The organism is Chryseobacterium sp. Marseille-Q8038 (assembly GCF_965111995.1).
This window is the reverse complement of the sequence record NZ_CBCOPN010000002.1, coordinates 216,427-237,732: the sequence shown is the minus strand read 5'-3', so window position 1 is coordinate 237,732 and position 21,306 is coordinate 216,427. Positions and strand designations below refer to the sequence as shown.

Sequence of the window (21,306 nt, the reverse complement as noted above, 5' to 3'; positions counted from 1 at the left end):
TTATCCCCAAATTCTCAGGACTGAATATTTTCCTTCATTCTGTATTCTGAAGGGGAAAGAGCCGTATGTTTTTTGAAAAAACGACCGAATGCCGAAGCGGAATTGAACTGCAGTTCAAATGCAACTTCCGAAATCGTTATATCAGGATTTCCGAGCATGACAAAGGCTTCTTTCAATAGGGCTTCATCAATCACTTCATGAGGTGTTTTTCCACTTGCCTTTTTAATAATCTCTATGAGATATTTATTGGAAATGTGCAGCTGATCTGCATAAAACTGAACCGTTCGTTCCCTGTTAATATTTTCTCTGATGAGTTGGCTGAATTTCAGATAAAGGTCTTTTTTTCCTTCTTCTTTTGCAGGATTTGCTGTGTTTTGATGTTCCATAATCTCAGCCGTTTCAAGCAGCAGATGGAAAATAATAGTACGGATAATTTCCTCAGTAAACTTTCCTTCTTTCTTGGATTTTTTTTCAAGATCATCCAGAAGATTCTGCAGTAATGAAGAATTTTTCACTGTAGTTTTTACAATGCTGTAAGAACCTTTAGAGAAAAGATTCATCTTCTCAATGATAAAAGGATTTGAAATGTTTTTAATTAAAAAATTCTTGTCAAAGAACAACAGTTTCATCGTAAAATCATCGCTGGTCTTTCCAAACTTTACAATGGTGGAAGGAGCTGCCATCAAAAAACTGTGAACATCTACTTTATATTTCTGACGGTCTATCTCAATATTGATTTCTCCTGCGGTACAAATACAGAGTGCATAATAATCCATTCTGAAAGGCGCTTTGGGAAATTCAAAAATGGGTTTTCCGGAAGAAATATAATAGGATTGGCGGCAGTCAATACTGTAAAAAGATAGGGTATCATGCAAATTTTCGTAGGTTATCATTCTTACGTATTGGTTAAGTTTTTATTATGTTTTAGAGTCTTTTTTAGCTCAAAACACCTGTTGTTACTGCAATTTACGATTTTTATAAAGGTCTTAGGGTTTTATATAGTTAAAAAAAATGTTTTTTTAAGGATACAGATGATGGTCTGTTTTTATAGACTTTATTTATAAAAACAGGGTTTAAACAAGGGTTTTTGGGTTATTTTTATCTAATTTTGCACTTTCGAATTTCCCCTCCAAAATATTATTGTGAAACTAATTAACGTATATACGAGTTCTTTTAAAGGACTCTCGCAAGAGAGTTGGATGCTGGCTTTGGTAATGCTCATCAACAGGGCCGGTTCTATGGTGCTTCCATTTTTGGGAGTTTATATGACTAATCATTTACATTTCAGTATTGAAAATTCAGGAATTGTACTGAGTTTTTTCGGGATAGGTTCCGTTATAGGATCCTGGCTGGGAGGAATGATTACGGATAAAATAGGGGAATATAGGGTACAGAGTCTGAGTTTATTGCTCAGTGTTCCTTTATTTTGTTTAATTCCGCTTTTTACAACGGAAGCTGGTCTGGCAGGAATTATTTTAGCCCAAAGTATTGTAAGTGAAACTTTCCGTCCGGCAAACTCGGTGGCAATTACCAAATATGCAAAACCTGAAAATATTACCCGTGCGTTCTCACTAAACCGTATGGCTGTAAATCTTGGGTTTTCTATCGGCCCGGCGTTGGGTGGTATTTTGTCGGCTATTTCCTATGAATTTCTTTTTTTCAGTAATGCGCTGGCTGCTTTGCTGGCTGGATTGATGTATATCTGGTTCTTTAAAGACCGTACAAGATTAGCGAAACAAAAAGCGAAAAAGGTAAAGGAAGCCATTGTTATTAAAAAAGAAAGTTCTCCGTACCGCGATCGTAAATTTTTGATTTATTGTGCATTCTGTATGCTGTTTTCGATATGTTTCTTCCAGCTTTTCAGTACGCTGACGATATTTTATAAGGACACCGCACATCTGAGCCAGCAAAATATTGGATATATTCTTGGTTACAGTGGTTTTCTGATTGTTTTGTTGGAAATGGGACTGGTACAGGTAGCAGAGAAGTATTTCAGTTTAGCCTTTACCATGTTGATCGGAACTTTCCTATGTGGAGTTTCCTATGCCATGCTGGCATTTGATTACAGTATGATTACCCTTGTTCTGTCTATGACACTCCTTTGTGTGGGAGAAATATGGACACTTCCTTTTATGTCAACCATTACCGCATTACGCTCAGGAGAGAATAATAAAGGAGCTTATATGGGATTGAATGGGATATCATTTTCCATTGCATTCATCATTACACCCTATATAGGAACACTGATTGCAGAAAAATTAGGATTCAATATCCTATGGATCGGAACAGGAGTGCTGGCTGTGGCTATTGCTGTTGGTTTTTATTTTATTGTTCCCTGGATGCTTAAGGATAGAAAAAAAGTTGAAGAAGATTTGATGTAAGCTGAATGCTTTTGCTTCATGGATTCAAAAATACAAGTTCGGGCAATTTCTACGAAATTGCCCGAACTTGTATTATACTAATCGTTTACGATTAAGATCTGGAAAGAATCGTGTTGATGATCATGTTCGCATGAACCCTTGAGTTCTCAATGAACCAAAGATGAGTATCTTTTCCACCACATACTACTCCTGCAAGATAAAGATTGGAAACATTGGTTTCCATAGTTTCAAGATTATAAAACGGATTCAGACAGTCTCCATTAAGTTCAATACCTGAATTTCTCAGGAAATCAAAATCGGGAAGATAACCTGTCATAGCCAGTACAAAATCATTATCAATTTCATGAAGTGCTCCTTTCTCGTCTTTAAAAATAACGGTATTACTTTTAATTTCGACCATTTCTGCATTAAAATGAGCTTTTATGTTTCCTTCTGCAATTCTGTTTTCAATATCCGGTTTAACCCAATATTTTACACTTTTGGAAATCTCAGAATGACGAACGATCATAGTGACTTCAGCTCCTTTTCTATAAGTTTCAAGCGCTGCATCTACAGCAGAATTGCTTGATCCTACCACCACTATTTTCTGTTTTGCATAAGGATAAGGCTCGGTGTAATAATGTTTAACCTTTGGAAGATTTTCGCCGGGAATATTCATAAGATTGGGAATATCATAGAACCCGGTGGCAATCACTACATTTTTAGCATGATAGGTTGTTTTTGTAGTTTCGATCTCAAATATTTCATTATTTTTTGAGACATTCAGAACTTTTTCATACAGATTAATGTTCAGCTTTTTTTGCCTTGCAATTCCCTGATAATATTCCAGAGCTTCCTGTCTTCCCGGTTTTGGAGCCGTAGAAATAAAAGGAACTTCATCAATTTCCAGTTTTTCTGCAGTAGAGAAAAAACGCATATATAAAGGATAATTGTACAGTGAGTTGACAATGGTTCCTTTTTCTATGATGACATGACTAAGGTTATTTTTTTGAGCTTCAAGAGCACAGTTTAAACCAATTGGTCCGGCTCCGATAATGAGAATATCCAACATTTCCATCTAACAAAGGTACGACTGAAATTATAAATTATCAATGATGAATGACGAATTCATGATTCTTTGCCTTATCTGCTGCTTGGCATCAGTTTTGGTGTTTTTTAGCAATTTCAAAATGTAAAATATGAAAAAAATATTAATAGCGGTATTCGCTCTGAGTATGATAGTAGCCTGTAAGAAAGAAGTTGGGAAACCTGTTCCCAATGAGATAGATTCCATAGCACAGACCAAAACAGATAGTGCAGACATCATTAAGAATAATGCTAATAAAGAGGTGGTTTTAAAGCAGACCAATGATGAGGTTTTGAAAGCGCTGAAAGCTAAAGATTATACCACTTTTGCCTCCTTGATTCATCCCGAAAAAGGAATTCGTTTTTCAATGTATGCTTTTGTTGATATGAAAGGAGATAAACATTTTTCTAAAGCAGATTTTGAAAAATATCAACCTACCAAAACCTTGTTTACCTGGGGAGCACATGACGGTTCAGGGGATCCTTATAAAGCAACAATCAATGATTATCTTGGTAAATGGGTGTTTTCCAAAGATTTTACGGCATCACAATATTCATTGAATAAATTTATCGGAGGAGGAAATTCCCTGAATAACTTACAAGAGATTTATCCTAAAGATGATTTCACAGAAAATTATATCAAAGGAACTGAAAAATATGGCGAAATGGATTGGAAAACAGTTCGTTTTGTATTTGAAGAATTTCAGGGTAAATACTATCTGATCGCTGTTGTAAATGATCAGTGGACGATTTAGAAGTTAGAAGTAGAAGTTAGAAGTTAGAAGCCACAAATGGAATTTGTAGAGTAAGACCTCCAGCTTCCAGCTTCTAACTTCCTTTCTTTATTATAAGATTTCAGTCAGCTGACGGGTTAGATTTTTTCTTGAAAACTGTTCAATATGCTGAGTGTTTTCATGAAGGCTTCCTTCTTTCCAAAGGTTGAATTTTTCAAGGATAAACTGCTTCACTGTTTCTGTATCCTGATAGTTGAAATGCTTTCCTGACTGCGTTTCGTTCAGAATTTTTGCCACATCCGCCTGATCGGGTCCAAATGATAGGATCTGTTTTCCTGAAGCCAGATATTCAAATATTTTTCCGGGGATGATTCCCTTTGAGGCTTCATTCGGGAAATTGGTAATAAGAAGTAGACTTGAATTCTGCATTTCCTCTACCGCTTTACCATGAGAAAGATATCCAAGATTCAGAATATGGTTTTTCAGACTTGAATTTTCCATAGCCTGAAGGATTTTATCATCGATTCTTCCTGCAAATTTTAATTTAAAATCAGCTGCAAAATCAGTGTTTTCCTTGATCAGTTCATCGAGTGCCTTCCAGAGGTTTTCAGGATTTCTAAGCTGCTCCAAAACTCCGATATAACTTAAAGTGAATTGATCCTGATAATTCTGTCCTTTTACTTTTCCCTCTGAATCACTTTCATCAAATCCATTCGTAATACAAACAGCATTCGCACCCGCTTTCCTGAAGTTTTCTGCATCGGTATAGCTTGTTGCCAGTGTAATGTCTGCATTTTTAAATACAGCACTTTCCAGCTGACGGTGTTTTTTATCCGAACTTTTGGTTAATTTCAAATGCTTGTAATAGGAAATTTCTGTCCATGGATCACGGAAATCGGCAATCCATTTCAGATCCGGCATTTTATCTTTAAGTCCTAAACCAGTCAGGTGGAGAGAGTGGGGCGGACCGGAAGTTACAATCGTATCTATTTGATGTTCTCTCAGGTATTTTTCCAAAAATGTTATCGAAGGCTTCACCCAAAAAACTCTGGCATCAGGGATGAAAAAATTGCCTCTCACCCAGATGGAAAGTTTGGATTTCCAGCTTTGGTTTTTACCTACATCAAATTGTCCTGCCTTAAATTTTTTATTGCTTTTATTCAGCTTTTCTGCTAATTGATAAGGTTCCCAGATTTTGGTTCTTACCATTTCAATATTTTCAGGAACATCTTTCATCAGAGTTTCATCCAATAAAGGATAGCTCGGATTTTCCGGAGTATAGATAACTGGTTTCCATCCGAAATCCGGCAGATATTTTGCAAACTTCAGCCATCTTTGAACACCAGGACCTCCCGCAGGAGGCCAGTAATAGGTGATAATCAATATTTTCTTCTGTTCCATTTTAATTGATTCCTATGTCATTCTGAATGAAGCAGAAGCGTAGTGAAGAATCTCACTCTATCTCTTCATTGAGAAATTTCCAATCTGGATTGAATTCTTTAATTAAGTTTTTTCATTACGCCGTGCTTCATTCAGAATGACATTCGTAATATTATTTAAAAACCTTATTATATTATTTAGCTTTTTGTTCAGCTACAATTTCTTTTTTCTTGTTTTTATTCATCCAGAAAATTCCAAATGCAGACAAAAGAATAAATAAACCGAATGACAGTAGAGAAAGCCATTTTCCTTTTTCAATCACTTCAGGTTCAAATACCATTCTGATATGGTGAGTTCCTGCCGGAACATGTACTGCACGAAGCAAGTAATCTGCTTTGATATAAGGAACTTCTTTTTCGTCTACAAACATCTTCCATCCGTGAGGATAATAAACTTCAGAGAATACTGCCAATTGAGGCGTTTTCGACTGAGATTTAAATTCAAGTTCATTAGGCTGGTATTTCGTAAGATTGATAAATGCTGCAGAATCTGCCTGAACGGGCTTGTTGTCAAAATAGGCTTTATCAGATGATGCAATAACGGCTGTTTTCTTATTGTCAATCGTTCCGATAGATTTAATTTCCTGGTTAGGAGTCTCTACAAATTTTAAATCGCTTACAAACCATGCATTTCCGTTGGCTTTTGGATTAGGAACAACCTGTGGCTGCTCGGGTCCTCCGAAAACCATATATTTTGCATTCAGTAAATTTAATACGTTAGGTGTTTTTACACTGTCAATACTATTGATATATTCATTCAGTACATCATCATATCTTCTTAATTTTACAGCGTGATAACCTCCAATGGAAGCCTTGAAATAAGACGTATTGGTTTCACTGGTTACTCCCAGCGTCTGGTTGTAAATTCTGTAGTGTGTTTTGTCCTTTTCAGCAATTGTTTCCAATGTTTTGTTGATGTTGACATTGGATAAAATAGATTCCAGATTCGGATTTCCCTGAACTTTTTCGGCCAACAGGTCTGAGCTTTCTGTCTGGAAAGGGTTTTCAGCAAATATTTTATCTACGTAGTTTTCGTCATTTAAATAACGTTTGTTTACCGTCCAAAGATCAAATAGACTTACAAGTCCAATGACTACCAAAGCAATATTCTGGTTAAGCTTTTTCTTTAAAGTTAAGAATAACGCAGCTGCAGTAATGGCTACATAAATGAATGCTTTTATCGCATCTATTCTGAATAATTTGTATCTCTCATCTACCAGATAGTCGAGTAGGAAAGGAGGGAAATATGTTTTTTCATTTTCTGTAGCAAACCCTAGTAATGATTTTCCGAAGATTAAAAGAATCAATAAGAATCCTAGAGTTCCACCTCCTACATACATAAGGATTTTTTGTTTGTACTCTTCAGTCAGTTTTTCATCTGTGAAGAATCTGTATAATCCCAGGATGGCAATTAATGGGAATAATAATTCCACAACAACTAAAATGGATGAAGGTGCTCTGAATTTATTATAGAACGGTACATAATCGATAAAGAAATCAGATAACGGCATAAAGTTACTTCCCCAGGCTAGTAAGATCGTCAGGATGGAAGCTCCCAGAATCCAGTAACGGTATTTCTTCGAGGCAAAGAAGAAGCCTAACAATGCAAGGAAACATACAATAGCTCCCTGGTAAGCAGGTCCGGAGGTTCCCGGCTGATCACCCCAATAGGTTACTCCGCTGAAACCTTTGGAAATTCTATCCATTTCAGATTGTGAGCCTACATTTTCCTGCACCAGTTCCTGAACCCTGTTCATGATTTCTTTTCCTTCAGGTTCCTGGCTTCCACCACCCATTAATCTTGGGATGAAAAGGTTTAAAGTTTCCAGTTGTCCGTAGCTCCACATCAGCATGCTCTCTTTATCCATTCCTGATTTTCCTGAAGTATGGCTGTCGTTTGTTAAAATCTGTTTTCCACGAACAGTTTCTTTTACATATTCTGAATTAGCCATGATTCTTTGTGAATTCATTCCAACCCCGATCATGCATGATGCAGCAATAATTCCTGATGAAATAAGGAAATGCTTCATCGGTGTTTTTTTCTGTATCGCTCTGATCAACTCAGAAAGGAATAAAAATCCTAAAGCAATGAACAGATAATAGGTCATCTGTGGGTGGTTTGCCGCAATTTGAAGCCCCATAAAAAGGGTTGTGACGATGAATCCCCAGATGTATTGTTTCCTGATATAAACCAGTAAAATTCCGGCTAACAGCGGGGCAAAGTATTCAATGGTATTTACCTTACCATTATGTCCGGCTGCAATAATAATATAAAAATAGGTTGAAAGCCCGAAGAAAGTGGCTCCCAGAAGAGCATACTTCCAGTTTCTGACCACTACCATTCCCAAAAGGAAAAAACCTGCAAATAGCAGGAAGAGATAATTGACCGGCCTTGGCAGGAAATTCAGATTGCTGTCGATTTTCTTGATGATATCACCCTTAAACTGGCTTCCCATCTGATAAGTCGGCATTCCCCCAAACATGGAGTCGCTCCAATAGGTTTCATTTCCGGTATTGGCTCTATAGTCAAGCAGTTCTTTTGCTCCTCCTCTGTATTGCACAATATCATGCTGGAAAAGTTGTTTTCCTGAAAATACAGGGGTAGAATATAAAAATGCTAAAACTATAAATACTACTACTGAAATTGCAATATAAATTAAGTTTTTATTTTTTGCCATGCTGGTTATTATCTTTTATTTCTTGGAATGTTTACCTTTTGTCATTACTCTCTTTCACCTCTTCATAGTCTACAGTTTCTGCATCCCAGTTAAGGTTCTGTTTGTTATTCTTATTCGAGTCGTGTATGTCCTGCTGTTTATTATTCTGATTGTTATTGTTGAAACGATAGCTGTAAAAGGTCTTAAAGAAAATTCTTTTCAGAATGTTCCAGACAAAGAAAATAATAATAGCAGTGAGTACTAACTCAAGAATGTACTTCATAATTTTTTGTTTAAAGTTCAGGGTTTAAAGAGTAATCCTTAAACCCTGAATGTTTATTCAAGTTATTTAGCAGATGGGTTTACCATTACTGAAGAGTTGGAAACACTCTTCATAGACTGAGATTGTTTTCCATCGGAAATGGTTTCTATCTGAGTGGTCTTTACGTTGATATTCTGGTTGGTAATCCATCCTGTGTTTTCGTCAAACTTAATGGTTCCGCTCTGAACCAGTTCACTACTCAGGCTATGGGTAATAGGTCCCTGAGCTTTCTTCTCTGTTTTCTTAGGGATACCTCCTGTTACTGCAATTTCAGCAGCTCCGTTTCCTAAGCTTTTTACTACATAATTTGAAGTTACTTTTACGCTTCCGCTTGGGTCTGCATTTTCAGAAGTTGACCACTTTTCTCCAATTTTCACTCCTTTTTTAGGAATAATCATCAGGTTTTTATGGAACTGATCTTTCAGTACTTTTTCATTGAATGATTGTTTAAGGCTTGCTACTACGCTAGCTTTTTCATTAGCATCTTTGATCAGTGTACCTACTGCATTCCCTACTTTCGTGTAAACAGCATCAAATCCTGTAATAGAAATTACATTCCCTTTTGTATCCATTTTCATCTGAAGCTTGTTTCCGGTAAGTGCTTTGTTGACATTCCAGATCATTTTAAGATCGTCTTCTTTAGGAAGAGGAAGTTTGGTATCTACCACCACCGTTTTTCCCTGGGCAGACTGAGAACTTCTCTTAGCTACGAGATTAAGGGTCATTTCGTATACATTTCCTTTAATATCATCCACCACAAAATTCATTTCGTCTGTAGATTCACTGGTTGCAGTGATTGATTTTCCCTGAGGATCTGTCATTGTTTTTACATCTCTCTGATACGTGGTAAGAGGATATGTTTTCCCTTTTTCAAGCTTGAAAGTCTGTGTGATAACTCCGGCAGAATCTTTGATTGCCGGGTTTTCTGTAACTTTTGCCACTGAATCGGCAGGAACTTCTACAGTCACTGTTTTTCCGGTTTTAGGGTCTACTTTCGTTATTTTTGCTGTCTCTTTTTTACAAGATACAAGAGCTATTGATGATATAAGCGCAAGCGCTGCAATGTTCTTCATTTGATTTTTTAACTTTATTTTTTACTACTATTTCTTAATAAATGATCTGCAATATCATGCAGCTTCCCCTGAGATTCCGCATCCGATTCATTGGACAATATTACTATACCCATTTTTTTTGAAGGATAAAGCTGAAGTACGCTTGAAAAACCAAATGTACCTCCGGTATGATACACCGCTTGGGTGCCGTCTTCATAGGCGTGCAATCTCCAGTATAGCCCAATAGCGTCTCCTTCACTTTTCACAAGAGGAGTATGAGATATCTTCACATACTTGTTGTTTTCATCCAGATGATAACGCATATATTTCACCAGATCCTCCGTGGTGGATATAATTCCGCCTGCAGGAGCAAAGATGGTACTGAAATTTCTGGGCATTACTTTTCCTTTTTCGCTGTAACAAGTCAATAGCTGTGCAGAATTCGTACCAATAATGGTCTGATTCATTTTCAGTGGCTTTGTAATATACTCTGCAAGCAGGTCTCCATAGCTTTTATGATAGATTTTTTCAAGGATATCTCCTGAAATCTGTGTTCCTACATTGGAATACTTATAGTCTGTTCCCGGTACAAAATCCACTTTAGCCTGATGAAGATCCACATAAAACTTTTTCTTTGAATAGTTTTTATAAAAATCTGACAGGGCCATCGCTACAGAATCCATCGGTTTTTTGAATGTCTGAGACTGATCCGGCAGAAATTGTGGCAATCCTGATGAATGATTTGTAAGATTCCCAATCGTTATCGGGTGTCCTTCAAATTCAAGATTGGCATAATTCCCATCTAAATACTTACGGATATCATCATTCATTTTGATTTTACCATCTGCTAAAGCATGAGCCAGAAGTGTTCCGGTAAAAGTCTTGGTAATGGACGCAATCTCGTATAAACTTTTAGAGGTTGGAAGCTCTGCTTTTCCTATCTCTGTAGTTCCATAATTATAAAAATAACTTTTACCATCTTTAAAAACACCTATTGAAAGTCCTACCCGTGCAGTATCCTGCATATAAGCGAGCGCTTCTTTCTGAACCATCTTATCAAGCTCAGTGGTAAGGTGATTGTCTGTTGCTATTTTTTTTGCCTGCGCATTAAAAATAAGTGGGACAAAAAATAAGGGTAAAAGTGATTGTATTTTCATGGTTTATGGGTTGGGTATCACAGTCATTTTCTGTCTTACCGCCTCATACAAAATCGCTCCACATGCTACAGAAACATTCAGAGATTGAGTTTTTCCTTCAATAGGAAGTTTTATTTTTTCATCAGCATGATGCAATACTTCTTTAGAAATTCCGGTTTCTTCATTTCCCATCACAATAGCACATGGCTCTGTCATATTAACATCATAGATCAATTTCTGAGCTTTTTCACTGGCAGCATACACAGAAATTCCGCTTTGCTGAAGGAAATCCACAGCATGAGCCAGGTTATTTTCTTTACATATTTTAATATTGTAAATAGCACCTGCAGAGGTTTTTATAGCATCAGAATTAATAGGAGCAGCACCCTTTTCCGGAATGATTATAGCATCCACACCTACACATTCTGCTGTTCTGCAGATCGCTCCAAAGTTTCTTACATCCGTAAGTCTGTCCAGAATCAGAAGAAAAGGAGTTTTTCCCTGTTCAAATAATTGTGGAACAATATCCTCCAATTTATGAAACGGTACATCCGAAATAAAGGCAACCACTCCCTGGTGGTTTTTTCTTGTAAAGCGGTTCAGTTTTTCAACCGGCACATAATTGGGACGGATTTTATTTTTCGCTAAAATGGCTTTTAGTTCAGCATAAATAGGACCTTGAAGTGCATTTTGCACAAAGACCTTGTCAATCGTTTTTCCCGCTTCAATTGCTTCAATCACGGGACGCAGCCCGAAAATAAAATCGTCTTTCATTGAGTTGTTAAAATTTTATGTTTAAGGTTCAATGTTCAATGTTTAAAATTCAAAGTTTAATGTTTAAAGTTTTGAAATTCAATTTTTGTACTTTGTTCCCTTTAAATCTGTTGTATTTAAATATTTTATAAAGGAGCTGATCTTTTTACTTAACGTTTCTGTCTGCTCCATTAATGTTTCAAATTTTTCCTGAGAAATAAAACTTCTGTCGAAAACCCGATACAATTGTGATCTGGTTTCTCCACAGGAAGCTTTCGCAATAGAAAGAAACTGTATAAATTCTCTATTGCCGTTTCTTTCAAATCCTTCAGCAATATTATCCATTACTGATCCTGAAGATCCATCGATTTGATTACAAAGTTTAAAATTATTTTTAAGGTTGGCAGATTCAATAATATCATAAATCTCATGACAAAGTTGTCGGGATAGCTTCCAGATCTCTAAATCCTCAAATTTATTAACTGTTCCCATAACCTTAAACTTTAAATCTTAAACTTTGAACTAATATTTCTCTCCTAAAATTGCTCTTTTCTGAGCCATCACGTATCCATAGTGAAGGCTTTCATGCATATTGTTGAAGATGATGGCATCCTGGATGCTTTTCAGATCCATCCCGAAACTTGTTGTGTAGGGTGTATAATCTGAGAAGAAATCACTGTCATAATCCTTCATTAAAATCTTTGAAGTTTCTGTAAGTAAAAACTCTAAATCTTCTACTTCTGATTTCTGAACATTTAAGTTGGGTAAAGTTCCTTTTTTATAGGTTTCAATCCAATATTTGTCAATACGGAAAGGATTTCCGCTCAGGTAATAGTGCAGCAGTTGCTGTGTGGCAACGGTATGTGCAATATTCCAGTAAATATTGTTGTTGAAACCATCCGGAATCAGAATTAAATCTTCATGAGATGTATTCTGAAGGATATCTAAAAGGTTCTTTCTTACCTGTCTGTGTGCTTGAAAATGATAATTCATTTTGCAAAATTTTTTAATCACCAAAAATAGTTTAATAAACTGGAAATGACAATTTTTTTGGGTAGAGGATTAAAGTTAAAGTTTTTTAACTATTGGGAAAACGGATGGATTAAGATTATTTTTTAAACTGTTTTTATTGATATAAGGATGTTTTTACGCTTATATTGAAAAGGTAACCTATAAAAAAAAACCTCCCCAAAAAAGATTTGGAGAGGGTTTTATTATTGTGTTCAAAAGATCTACAGTTTATTATTTTTTGATGATTTTGTGTTTAAAGGTGGTTCCGTCTTTTAAAACAATACTTAAAAAATAAATTCCTGTGCTGTATGAGGAAAGATCTATCCTGTTCTCTTTGTATGTTTCTGCAAGTTTTCTTCCTTCTGCGTTAAAAATACTGATAGAATTAACTTCTACTTTTGATTTTATATTCACAAAATCAGAAGTAGGGTTGGGGTAAATATTCACATCAACCGTTCTGATATCTTTTACATTTAACGTTACATTGCTTTTTCCCTGCATATAAACTGATAACATGACATATCCCTGCTGTTGGTTGAAAACTGCCGTTGGAATTGTGTGTTTCAAAGTATGATTGCCTGCAGTTAAGTTGGGTAATGTAAATTCTCTGATGGGAACAGCATTTCCGGGACACCAGTTATTCCATGAAGTCCAGTCTGCAAAAGATTTGGGAGAAGTTCCATAGATTCCGTTTCCTTGAGTATTGTATACACGGTACGGTTCACATGAAATACCTCCGGGAGTATACGTGAGTACCTGTACATCATCTAAATAGGTGTAGTTTTGTCTTCTGATATATTCTTCACCACCACTGTTCGCGCCATGAGGAGTAGAAATTACAAAGAAACGGGCATCGGTAACCGGGTTTGGTAGATTAAAAGTAACAATTCTAACAGTTTCTCCGGTAACATCAGTATTGTTATAGTTATTAAGGGTGCTATAACTTAATATGGGTACGATAGTGTTGCTATCGGTAGGAGTGGCTCCTGTATCCGTTGAGAAAAAGGTAAGAGTTCCCGAAAAAACATCAATTCTGCCTGAACAGCCTGAAACCTGGGTTTGAGCTGCATACGGAACTCCAAAAACATCAAGTTCCATATACAGATCATAAGCATTTCGTAATGCCGTATCATGAAATATACTGTATAAATTGCTGACATCATAAGTGTAAGGAACTTCTGAAGGAGTTCTGTTTTTATTCATGAAAGGAGTAATATATCTGCCCACTTCAATTCTTTTGACATTAGGGTCATTGATGGTGTAGGTAGATTGGTTTTTAGGAACCATTGCTAAAAAGACTTCCCCAAGACGGTCATAATTATCACACAATGCTGCGATGGTTACCCGCATAGCGATCTTAGCTTTGAAAGCGTCTAACTCTGCATCAGTAAGTTTTCTCGTGTATCTGGCATTATTCAGTCTGGTTAAACCCGCAGGTACAGGGTTAGATACCGTGGCAGCATAGCCATCATAGTATACTGCATCTGAAATTATATTGGTCATTGTCGTTTGGGCGAAAATGAGATGGGTAATGAAAAAACTGAAAAAGAGTAGCTTTTTATACATGTTATTGATGTTTAGTGTAAATATATGAAATGTGTATCGAAATTACCTTTAATTTCTTTTATTTTTATGTTTTTGTGCTGTTTTATTGTTGAATGTTTATTGGTTTTGATTTTAATGCGTTTTTTCATTCAAATTATTTCCTTGTGTTAAATTATGTAATGAAATATTTTTTTTATTGCTGTAATCAAAGTATTTATTGTTAAATTAGCATGGTATTCCAGATTAATGTTATTAATAATGAAAAGAATTTTACTTTTAGCTTTGTTTTTTGTAGTGACGGCGGTGAGCGCCCAGATCAATATCAATATTGGAAGTTCAAATGTAGGTGTAGCTCCTATAAGCAGTTTTTTTTCCTATTCCTATGTACAGCAAATCTATCCTAAACAGGAAGTAAATGCCAATGCAGCAGGAAATATCACTGGCCTTACATTTTATGTGGATCCTTCCTCTACAATTACTGAATCTTCTAACTGGACAGTATATCTCGGTCATACCTCAAAAACCGCTTTCTCTTCCGGTACAGACTGGATTCCTGCAGCACAACTCACGCAGGTATTTGCAGGAACTGTTACCAAAAACAATAATAAGGTTGAAATTATTTTTACAACACCATTTGCTTATAATAATGTAGATAATCTGGTTATTGCCGCAAAAGAGAATTCTCCGAATATGGATATCAATACTTTTGATGAAGCTTTTCATGTCTATCCCCATATTCCCTATTCAACCCTGTATTATAAAGGTGACCGCGGAGTCGTAGATATTGCATTTCCTCCAGGAGGAATCAGAGCGGATTATAAATCGGCAGTTACCATTTCAGGTCTTACACCAAGCGCCGGGCCGGCATGTCCTTTTGTTGTTTATCCGGTAAATAATACTCAGAATATTTCTTTAACTCCCAATTTCAGCTGGCTTCCGGCTTCAGGGGCTACATCCTACAAAGTTTCGTTGGGAACAAGTTCAGGAAGTGCTGATATTATTAATCAGCAAACAGTTTCAGGAAATAGCTTTACCCCTTCCACAGTGCTTACAGCCGGAACCACTTATTATTTAAAAGTGACATCCGTTTCAGGAAGTGCCGAATCTTCCGGGTGTTCAGAAATTGTTTTTAAAACTGTTCCTCCAATACCTGCAAATGATACGTGTACTGGAGCATTGCAGGCATCAGTATTTCCTTACACCTATACTCAGGATGATGCTGTATCTACAACAAATAATACAGGAAATATAAGTGTATGTACAAGTACTGGAGATACAGGAATGAATGATGGTACCTGGTTTAAGTTTACAGGGGATGGCAGTCAGTTTACCATTAAAGTGACCATGCCTTCTGGCAGCAGCTATGATCCGCAGATAGGCGTTTATAGTGGCAGCTGCAGTAATCTGTCATGTACCGGAACTGTAGATGATGGTGGTGGAGGTACTGCGGAAACGCTTACTATTACCACGGTATCAGGAACAGAATATTTTATAAATGTCGGAGCGTATGAAGATACTACTGATGCTCCCGAAAATATATTTACCATTACAATAACCAAGCTTTAAAATTAGATAATATAGTTTCAGATTAAATATTAAGAAGATAAATTAAAATGTTGCAAAAGTGATTTTGTGACATTTTTTATGAATTGTAATAAAATAAAGATATACCTTGATATAATTTGAATTCTGAATTTGTTTATACCTAAGAAATTCAGCGTTATAGCTTTAAATATCTCGTCAACACCGGATTTTTAACAAACTTTAACTCAAAAATGGCATTTATTGTGTTGATTAATGCAAGTATTTATCAGAAATTTACCACTTATTTTAAATGAAGCTATGTCAGAGATATATCAAGCTGAAGATATCCGCCAATTGACGGAAAAAGTAAAGGAAAAAAACTACTTATTTTCTCTTCTGAGACAGGAAATCAACAAGGTTATTATTGGTCAGGAATACATGATAGACCGTCTTTTGATAGGACTTTTGGGAAATGGTCACGTTCTTTTGGAAGGGGTGCCAGGGCTGGCTAAAACCTTAGCGATAAAAACACTTGCAGATGCTGTGCATGGAGAGTTTTCAAGGATTCAGTTTACACCGGATTTACTTCCTGCAGACGTAGTGGGAACTATGATCTATAATATCAAAGACAATGACTTTTCTATAAAAAAAGGACCTGTATTTGCCAACTTTGTATTGGCGGATGAGATCAACCGTGCGCCGGCAAAAGTGCAGTCAGCCCTTCTGGAAGTAATGCAGGAAAAACAGGTGACGATTGGTGATGAAACCATGAAGCTTCCAAAACCATTCCTGGTATTGGCAACACAAAACCCGATTGATCAGGAAGGAACTTATCTGTTGCCTGAAGCACAGAGCGATCGTTTTATGCTGAAGTGTACCATAGACTATCCTTCTTTTGAAGACGAAAGACAGGTAATGAGAATGGTTTCAACGTCACATCAGCCCACGGTGAATCCAGTGATTTCCCTTCAGGACATTGTAGATGCTAAAGAATTGATCAACCAGATTTATCTGGATGAAAAAATTGAAAAATATATCCTGGATATGGTGTTTGCAACCCGTTATCCGGAAAACTACGGCCTCTCTGAGCTTAAAAATTATATCAGTTTCGGAGCTTCTCCAAGAGCATCCATTAACCTTGCTATTGCTTCAAGAGCATATGCGTTCTTAAAAGGAAGAGCATTTGTCATTCCGGAAGATGTAAAAGCACTGGCAAAAGATGTATTAAGACACAGAATGGGCTTAACATTTGAAGCAGAAGCAGAAGAGATTTCAACAGAAGAAATTATCAATAGAATTTTAGCAAAAATACAGGCGCCATAATGAGTGATGTGATCATAAGAAAAGCAGTTGTGGAGGATTGTGCTTCCATGCTGGACCTAATTAAAGAACTGGCAGAATATGAAAAAGCGTTGCATGAAGTAACAGTGACGCTGGATGAATTTATTCAGGATGGTTTTGGTTCTTCTCCTGTTTGGGGAGCTTTTGTTGCGGAATATAATGCTGAGATTGTTGGAATATCACTGTATTACGACAGATATTCGACATGGAAAGGAAGAAGGCTGTATCTTGAAGATCTTGTAGTAACGGAAAAGTTGAGAGGAAAGCAGATCGGAAAGAAATTATTTGATGCCACATTGGAGCATGGAAAATCAAATAACTATAGTGGCATGGTATTTCAGGTATTGAACTGGAATGAGCCAGCCATCAATTTTTATAAAAAATACAATACAAAGTTTGATAATGAATGGTCGAATGTTTCTATTGAGTTAAAAGATTAACCCAAAAACCATATTTCACATTCAACATTAAACTTTGAATTTTAAACCTTGAACTCGTCTATGCAGATAAAAGATATTGTAAAAAAAGTAAAGCAGATTGAAATCCGTACCAGAAAAAAGACGGAAGCTGCTTTAATGGGGCAATATCACAGTGCCTTCAAAGGGCAGGGAATGACTTTTTCGGAAGTACGCCCCTATCAGTTTGGAGATGAGATCAGAAGAATAGACTGGAATAAAACCGCACGTTTCCGTGAGCCGTTTGTAAAAGTAATGGAAGAAGAAAGAGAATTGACGATGATGATTCTCGTTGATATTTCCGCTTCCATGGATTATGGTACGAAGGTCCAGTTGAAAAGAGAATATGTAGCCGAAATTGCAGCAAGTTTAGGATTTTCGGCAGCCGGCAATAATGATAAGGTAGGATTGATCCTGTTTGCAGATAAAGTATACAAGGTAATCCCTCCTCAAAAAGGAAGAAAACACATTCTATCCATTATCAGTAATATTCTGACTGCAGATTATGTTCCTGCAGAGTCTAAAATAGATAAGGCTATGGAATATATGATGGGTATTTTTAAAAGAAAATCGCTGGTTTTTCTGTTCTCAGATTTTGAAGATGAATATGATTCTAAAATGTTGAGAGTAGCTTCAAAGAAACATCAACTGCTGGGAATGAGGATTTATGATGAAAAGGATAATGAAATTCCTGACGTAGGATATGCCCGTCTGCTTGATGTGGAAACCGGAAAAGAAATATGGGCCAATACTTCCAGCGCAAGGTGGCGGTATACCTTTGCGGAAGCGCAAAAACAAAAGTTGAGAACTCTGGAAGAAGATTTTACCAACAGCTCTGCCAGTTTTATGAATATCAATACCGGCTCAGATTATTCAAAATTATTGTATAATTACTTTCAGAAAAAATAACACCGGGCTTTGCTCGTACTAAAAAACATGAGGCGTTTTGCCTTTATTATTTTAACATTGAGAAAAATACTTTTAATATTATCTTTTCTGATCTGTGCAAATGCTTTTTCACAGATATTATCCTCTAACGTAGAAAAGAAAACCCTTGCTCTGGGAGAAACCAATCATATTACCATAAAGATTGATAATCTTAATGAACAGCAGGTAACTTCGGCACCCAAAAATGAGCTTCTCCCGTTTCATTTTGAAGAAACTAAAGACAGTATAGGGCAGAATGCCAATACCTATGAGAGAAAGATAGAATTTGCAGTTTTTGAGGAAGGAAAATTTACCATTCCGGAACTGGAATTCAAAGTGGGAGATAAAATCCTTAAAACAATTCCTTACGAAATAGATGTCATTAATACAGCTCAAAAAGCAGATCAGATTAATGATATCATGAATAATAAGCAGGTGAAACTTGAAGCGAAAGATTATTGGGAACTTTATAAGTTTTATATCCTTGCAGCATTGGCCGGTATCGCACTGGTTATTGCCATTATTATGTTCGTAAAATGGGGTAGAAAATCAAAAAATTCTCCAGTAGTAGCGACCAATCAGACGTTGAAAGAGCTGGACTCTCTTAAAAAGAAAAAATATATTGAAGGAGGAAATTTCCGCTCGTTTTATGTGGAACTGATCGATATTTCCAGAACCTTCATTACGAAACAATACCACCTTCCGGCAGATGTACTTCTTACTGATGATCTTATTGATGTTATGAAAAAAAATAATACCATCTCGCAGGATAACGAAAAAATAGTAGAGGATGTATTCCTTAGGGGAGATCTGGTAAAATTTGCCAAAACATTCCCTGATCAGGAAACAATGGAAAGAGATTTTGCCAATATCAGGGATTTTGTGAAAAGATCATCCAAAGATTTAGAATTCGAAAATTTAAGAAAGGATGTTTAATTTTGAGTTTTACAGTCCGTGGTTCTTATTGCTTTTTCTATTGTTTATCCCACTTTTTATTAAAGATGCAGGGAGAGGCAAAAGAAAAGGTATAAAAGTTCCTACCATAAAAAATATGGATCACAGCGGAGGGATTCAGGGTGTACTTTTTTTACTGAAAATTTCAAAGTATATCATTCTTTCAGCCTTGATCATTGCCATGGCCAGACCGAGAACATTCACGGTTTCACAGGACAGAGATGATACAAAGGGAGTGGATATAATGTTATCTATTGATGTTTCTTTAAGTATGCTCGCCAAGGATCTTAGTCCGGACAGAATTACAGCGTTGAAAGATATTGCTGTAAAATTTGTCCAGAAACGTCCTAATGACAGGATAGGTGTAGTAGCATATGCTGCAGAAGCCTTTACTAAAGTTCCGGTTACTTCAGACCATCAGGTTGTTATAGATGAAATTAAAAACCTTAATTCTGCAGGTCTTGAACCGGGAACAGCAATCGGGGAAGGACTTTCCGTTGCAGTGAATCATTTGATTAAAAGTAAAGCCAAAAGTAAAGTAGTGATCCTGATGACAGATGGAGTGAGCAATATTCAGAATGCAATTCCTCCACAGTTAGCCGCAGAATTGGCAAAAAATAATAATATAAAGGTATATTCAATCGGAATAGGAACCAATGGTTATGCTCTGATGCCAACATCACAGGACATCTTTGGAGACCTTATCTTTACTGAAACAGAGGTTGCCATTGATGAAAATACCTTAAGAGAAATTGCACAGACTACGGGAGGAAAGTATTTCAGAGCTACCTCAAACAGCAGTCTTGAAGAAGTATATGATGAGATTAATCAACTGGAAAAGTCTGATGTGAAAGTTTCCAAGCTGTACAATTATGAAGAATATTTTAAGATATTCCTGTGGATTGCTTTAGGAATGTTGTTGTTGGACGCACTGTTGAGATGGGTGTTTTATAAAATTTTAAGCTGATGAGTTGGTCTTTAGGAAATTATTGGTATTTATTTTTACTGTTGCTTCTGCCGCTGTTAGCTTCTTTTTTGATCCGTTTTTTAAAATGGAGAAGCCAGAAAAGAGAAATTTTTGCTGCCAGCCAGTTTCACGAAAACTTATTTGAAAAAAGATCAGGATTTACAAAGTTTTTCCCTGCACTATATTTATTGGGAACCTTATTTCTGATATTCTCTATCATCGACCTGCTGAACGGTTCAGAAGAGGTGAAGAGCACCCAGAAACTGAATAATGTGATCTTTATGCTGGATGTATCCAATTCTATGAATGCCGAAGATATAGATCCAAGCCGTCTTACAGAAGCTAAGAATCTGATGCTGGCCACCATGAAGAAAATGAATAATGACAAGGTTGGGATTGTTATTTTTGCCGGAAATGCAATGTCTATCATGCCTCTGACAACGGATTATAATTCTGCAGAAACCTATATCAGCGGTATTGAAACAAGCTCTATGCAAATTCAGGGAACGGATTTTCTGAAAGCAATGCAGGCTGCTGCTGAAAAATTTAAAAATGTAAGCAAAGGATCCAGAAAAGTAATTCTTCTGAGTGATGGAGAAGATAATGAAGGAAATGATAATGCTGCCATCAGATTAGCTAATAAAGAAGGAATAAGCATTACTTCTGTAGGAGTAGGTACGGATGAAGGCGCTCCGGTTCCGGAGTATGTTTTTGGACAGCTGATGGGCTACAAGACTGATGTAAACGGAGGAACAGTGATTTCAAAGAGACAGACGGAAGCTTTAAAGAAAATGGCCGGATCTACGGACGGAACTTATATTGATGGCAATAATATCAATGAAGCTCCGGACAGAATTGTAGATGCTGTCAATAAAAAGTCTGCAGGGGCTGAAACCTTGGTGAAATCACAGAATGCCAATCATTATTATCAATATTTCCTTGCGGTATCTATTCTGTTTTTCTTTTTAATTTATATTTTTAATCCTAAAAAAGATTTTAATGTGTAGGTTTCCCTTATTTATAGAAGAAATTCTACAAGTACT

Annotated in this window: 20 protein-coding genes; 9 read left to right on the top strand and 11 right to left on the bottom strand. The window is 36.4% G+C overall.

Translation table 11 applies throughout. From position 1 onward, the window contains the following. Positions 1-14 precede the first annotated feature (14 nt). On the bottom strand, positions 15-893 hold the full coding sequence (locus ACWPWS_RS15015; protein WP_454047051.1) for a helix-turn-helix domain-containing protein: 879 nt from the start codon (positions 891-893) through the stop codon (positions 15-17). A gap of 306 nt (positions 894-1,199) precedes the next feature. Here ACWPWS_RS15015 and ACWPWS_RS15010 point away from each other — a divergent pair, with 306 nt between their 5' ends. After that, complete coding sequence (locus ACWPWS_RS15010) at positions 1,200-2,381, top strand: MFS transporter (RefSeq protein WP_454048195.1); 1,182 nt, start codon at positions 1,200-1,202, stop codon at positions 2,379-2,381. A 91-nt stretch (positions 2,382-2,472) separates the two neighbouring features. Here ACWPWS_RS15010 and ACWPWS_RS15005 read toward each other — a convergent pair whose 3' ends face one another. After that, positions 2,473-3,438: a YpdA family putative bacillithiol disulfide reductase gene (locus ACWPWS_RS15005; RefSeq protein ID WP_454047050.1), complete on the bottom strand. Its 966-nt coding sequence runs from the start codon at positions 3,436-3,438 to the stop codon at positions 2,473-2,475. 121 nt (positions 3,439-3,559) lie between these two features. Here ACWPWS_RS15005 and ACWPWS_RS15000 point away from each other — a divergent pair, with 121 nt between their 5' ends. Then, positions 3,560-4,201 (top strand): hypothetical protein, encoded by a 642-nt coding sequence (locus ACWPWS_RS15000; RefSeq protein WP_454047049.1) that lies wholly within the window; start codon positions 3,560-3,562, stop codon positions 4,199-4,201. Positions 4,202-4,291: 90 nt separating this feature from the next. On the opposite strand, the gene ACWPWS_RS14995 is transcribed toward ACWPWS_RS15000, so the two are convergent. From ACWPWS_RS14995 to ACWPWS_RS14955, 9 genes are all read right to left on the bottom strand, one after another. Next, the gene (locus ACWPWS_RS14995) at positions 4,292-5,581 is read right to left on the bottom strand and encodes a glycosyl transferase family 1 (RefSeq protein WP_454047048.1); all 1,290 of its coding nucleotides are present in this window, start codon (positions 5,579-5,581) and stop codon (positions 4,292-4,294) included. A gap of 172 nt (positions 5,582-5,753) precedes the next feature. Continuing rightward, the gene (locus tag ACWPWS_RS14990) at positions 5,754-8,297 is read right to left on the bottom strand and encodes a YfhO family protein (RefSeq protein WP_454047047.1); all 2,544 of its coding nucleotides are present in this window, start codon (positions 8,295-8,297) and stop codon (positions 5,754-5,756) included. 31 nt (positions 8,298-8,328) lie between these two features. Beyond that, positions 8,329-8,559, bottom strand: coding sequence for a hypothetical protein (locus tag ACWPWS_RS14985; RefSeq protein ID WP_105681040.1), 231 nt, complete (start codon positions 8,557-8,559; stop codon positions 8,329-8,331). 62 nt (positions 8,560-8,621) lie between these two features. Further along, the gene (locus ACWPWS_RS14980) at positions 8,622-9,671 is read right to left on the bottom strand and encodes a DUF6263 family protein (RefSeq protein WP_209788327.1); all 1,050 of its coding nucleotides are present in this window, start codon (positions 9,669-9,671) and stop codon (positions 8,622-8,624) included. A 14-nt stretch (positions 9,672-9,685) separates the two neighbouring features. Next, positions 9,686-10,807 carry a serine hydrolase domain-containing protein gene (locus ACWPWS_RS14975; RefSeq protein WP_454047046.1) on the bottom strand — a complete coding sequence of 374 codons (1,122 nt, stop codon included), beginning with the start codon at positions 10,805-10,807 and terminating at the stop codon, positions 9,686-9,688. A gap of 3 nt (positions 10,808-10,810) precedes the next feature. Next, positions 10,811-11,560 carry a 23S rRNA (guanosine(2251)-2'-O)-methyltransferase RlmB gene (rlmB, locus tag ACWPWS_RS14970; RefSeq protein ID WP_454047045.1) on the bottom strand — a complete coding sequence of 250 codons (750 nt, stop codon included), beginning with the start codon at positions 11,558-11,560 and terminating at the stop codon, positions 10,811-10,813. 78 nt (positions 11,561-11,638) lie between these two features. Further along, the gene (locus ACWPWS_RS14965; RefSeq protein WP_454047044.1) at positions 11,639-12,031 is read right to left on the bottom strand and encodes a four helix bundle protein; all 393 of its coding nucleotides are present in this window, start codon (positions 12,029-12,031) and stop codon (positions 11,639-11,641) included. A gap of 30 nt (positions 12,032-12,061) precedes the next feature. Next, positions 12,062-12,532, bottom strand: a complete 471-nt coding sequence (locus ACWPWS_RS14960; RefSeq protein WP_002977558.1) for a DinB family protein — start codon at positions 12,530-12,532, stop codon at positions 12,062-12,064. 249 nt (positions 12,533-12,781) lie between these two features. Then, positions 12,782-14,116, bottom strand: a complete 1,335-nt coding sequence (locus ACWPWS_RS14955; protein ID WP_454047043.1) for a peptide-N-glycosidase F-related protein — start codon at positions 14,114-14,116, stop codon at positions 12,782-12,784. A gap of 237 nt (positions 14,117-14,353) precedes the next feature. On the opposite strand from ACWPWS_RS14955, the gene ACWPWS_RS14950 reads away from it, so the two are divergent. The 7 genes from ACWPWS_RS14950 (at position 14,354) to ACWPWS_RS14920 (ending at position 21,270) form a co-directional block, all read left to right on the top strand. Continuing rightward, positions 14,354-15,661: a hypothetical protein gene (locus tag ACWPWS_RS14950; protein WP_454047042.1), complete on the top strand. Its 1,308-nt coding sequence runs from the start codon at positions 14,354-14,356 to the stop codon at positions 15,659-15,661. A gap of 276 nt (positions 15,662-15,937) precedes the next feature. Beyond that, positions 15,938-16,942, top strand: a complete 1,005-nt coding sequence (locus tag ACWPWS_RS14945) for an AAA family ATPase (RefSeq protein ID WP_209788338.1) — start codon at positions 15,938-15,940, stop codon at positions 16,940-16,942. Next, the gene (locus tag ACWPWS_RS14940) at positions 16,942-17,400 is read left to right on the top strand and encodes an N-acetyltransferase family protein (protein WP_454047041.1); all 459 of its coding nucleotides are present in this window, start codon (positions 16,942-16,944) and stop codon (positions 17,398-17,400) included. The genes ACWPWS_RS14945 and ACWPWS_RS14940 overlap by 1 nt, the downstream gene beginning before the upstream one ends. A gap of 60 nt (positions 17,401-17,460) precedes the next feature. Next, the gene (locus ACWPWS_RS14935) at positions 17,461-18,324 is read left to right on the top strand and encodes a DUF58 domain-containing protein (RefSeq protein ID WP_454047040.1); all 864 of its coding nucleotides are present in this window, start codon (positions 17,461-17,463) and stop codon (positions 18,322-18,324) included. A gap of 57 nt (positions 18,325-18,381) precedes the next feature. Then, on the top strand, positions 18,382-19,278 hold the full coding sequence (locus ACWPWS_RS14930) for a BatD family protein (protein ID WP_105681794.1): 897 nt from the start codon (positions 18,382-18,384) through the stop codon (positions 19,276-19,278). Then, positions 19,271-20,263, top strand: coding sequence for a VWA domain-containing protein (locus ACWPWS_RS14925; RefSeq protein WP_209788345.1), 993 nt, complete (start codon positions 19,271-19,273; stop codon positions 20,261-20,263). Before ACWPWS_RS14930 ends, ACWPWS_RS14925 begins: the two co-directional genes overlap by 8 nt. Next, a complete protein-coding gene (locus ACWPWS_RS14920; protein WP_309512578.1) occupies positions 20,263-21,270 on the top strand; it encodes a vWA domain-containing protein in 1,008 nt (335 codons plus the stop codon). The genes ACWPWS_RS14925 and ACWPWS_RS14920 overlap by 1 nt, the downstream gene beginning before the upstream one ends. Positions 21,271-21,306 lie beyond the last annotated feature (36 nt).

Coding starts and splice junctions, on each gene's coding strand:
- ACWPWS_RS15015 (WP_454047051.1), bottom strand. CDS start 893: ATGATAACCTACGAAAATTTGCATGATACCCTATCTTTTTACAGTATT.
- ACWPWS_RS15010 (WP_454048195.1), top strand. CDS start 1,200: ATGCTGGCTTTGGTAATGCTCATCAACAGGGCCGGTTCTATGGTGCTT.
- ACWPWS_RS15005 (WP_454047050.1), bottom strand. CDS start 3,438: ATGGAAATGTTGGATATTCTCATTATCGGAGCCGGACCAATTGGTTTA.
- ACWPWS_RS15000 (WP_454047049.1), top strand. CDS start 3,560: ATGAAAAAAATATTAATAGCGGTATTCGCTCTGAGTATGATAGTAGCC.
- ACWPWS_RS14995 (WP_454047048.1), bottom strand. CDS start 5,581: ATGGAACAGAAGAAAATATTGATTATCACCTATTACTGGCCTCCTGCG.
- ACWPWS_RS14990 (WP_454047047.1), bottom strand. CDS start 8,297: ATGGCAAAAAATAAAAACTTAATTTATATTGCAATTTCAGTAGTAGTA.
- ACWPWS_RS14985 (WP_105681040.1), bottom strand. CDS start 8,559: ATGAAGTACATTCTTGAGTTAGTACTCACTGCTATTATTATTTTCTTT.
- ACWPWS_RS14980 (WP_209788327.1), bottom strand. CDS start 9,671: ATGAAGAACATTGCAGCGCTTGCGCTTATATCATCAATAGCTCTTGTA.
- ACWPWS_RS14975 (WP_454047046.1), bottom strand. CDS start 10,807: ATGAAAATACAATCACTTTTACCCTTATTTTTTGTCCCACTTATTTTT.
- rlmB (WP_454047045.1), bottom strand. CDS start 11,560: ATGAAAGACGATTTTATTTTCGGGCTGCGTCCCGTGATTGAAGCAATT.
- ACWPWS_RS14965 (WP_454047044.1), bottom strand. CDS start 12,031: ATGGGAACAGTTAATAAATTTGAGGATTTAGAGATCTGGAAGCTATCC.
- ACWPWS_RS14960 (WP_002977558.1), bottom strand. CDS start 12,532: ATGAATTATCATTTTCAAGCACACAGACAGGTAAGAAAGAACCTTTTA.
- ACWPWS_RS14955 (WP_454047043.1), bottom strand. CDS start 14,116: ATGTATAAAAAGCTACTCTTTTTCAGTTTTTTCATTACCCATCTCATT.
- ACWPWS_RS14950 (WP_454047042.1), top strand. CDS start 14,354: ATGAAAAGAATTTTACTTTTAGCTTTGTTTTTTGTAGTGACGGCGGTG.
- ACWPWS_RS14945 (WP_209788338.1), top strand. CDS start 15,938: ATGTCAGAGATATATCAAGCTGAAGATATCCGCCAATTGACGGAAAAA.
- ACWPWS_RS14940 (WP_454047041.1), top strand. CDS start 16,942: ATGAGTGATGTGATCATAAGAAAAGCAGTTGTGGAGGATTGTGCTTCC.
- ACWPWS_RS14935 (WP_454047040.1), top strand. CDS start 17,461: ATGCAGATAAAAGATATTGTAAAAAAAGTAAAGCAGATTGAAATCCGT.
- ACWPWS_RS14925 (WP_209788345.1), top strand. CDS start 19,271: ATGTTTAATTTTGAGTTTTACAGTCCGTGGTTCTTATTGCTTTTTCTA.
- ACWPWS_RS14920 (WP_309512578.1), top strand. CDS start 20,263: ATGAGTTGGTCTTTAGGAAATTATTGGTATTTATTTTTACTGTTGCTT.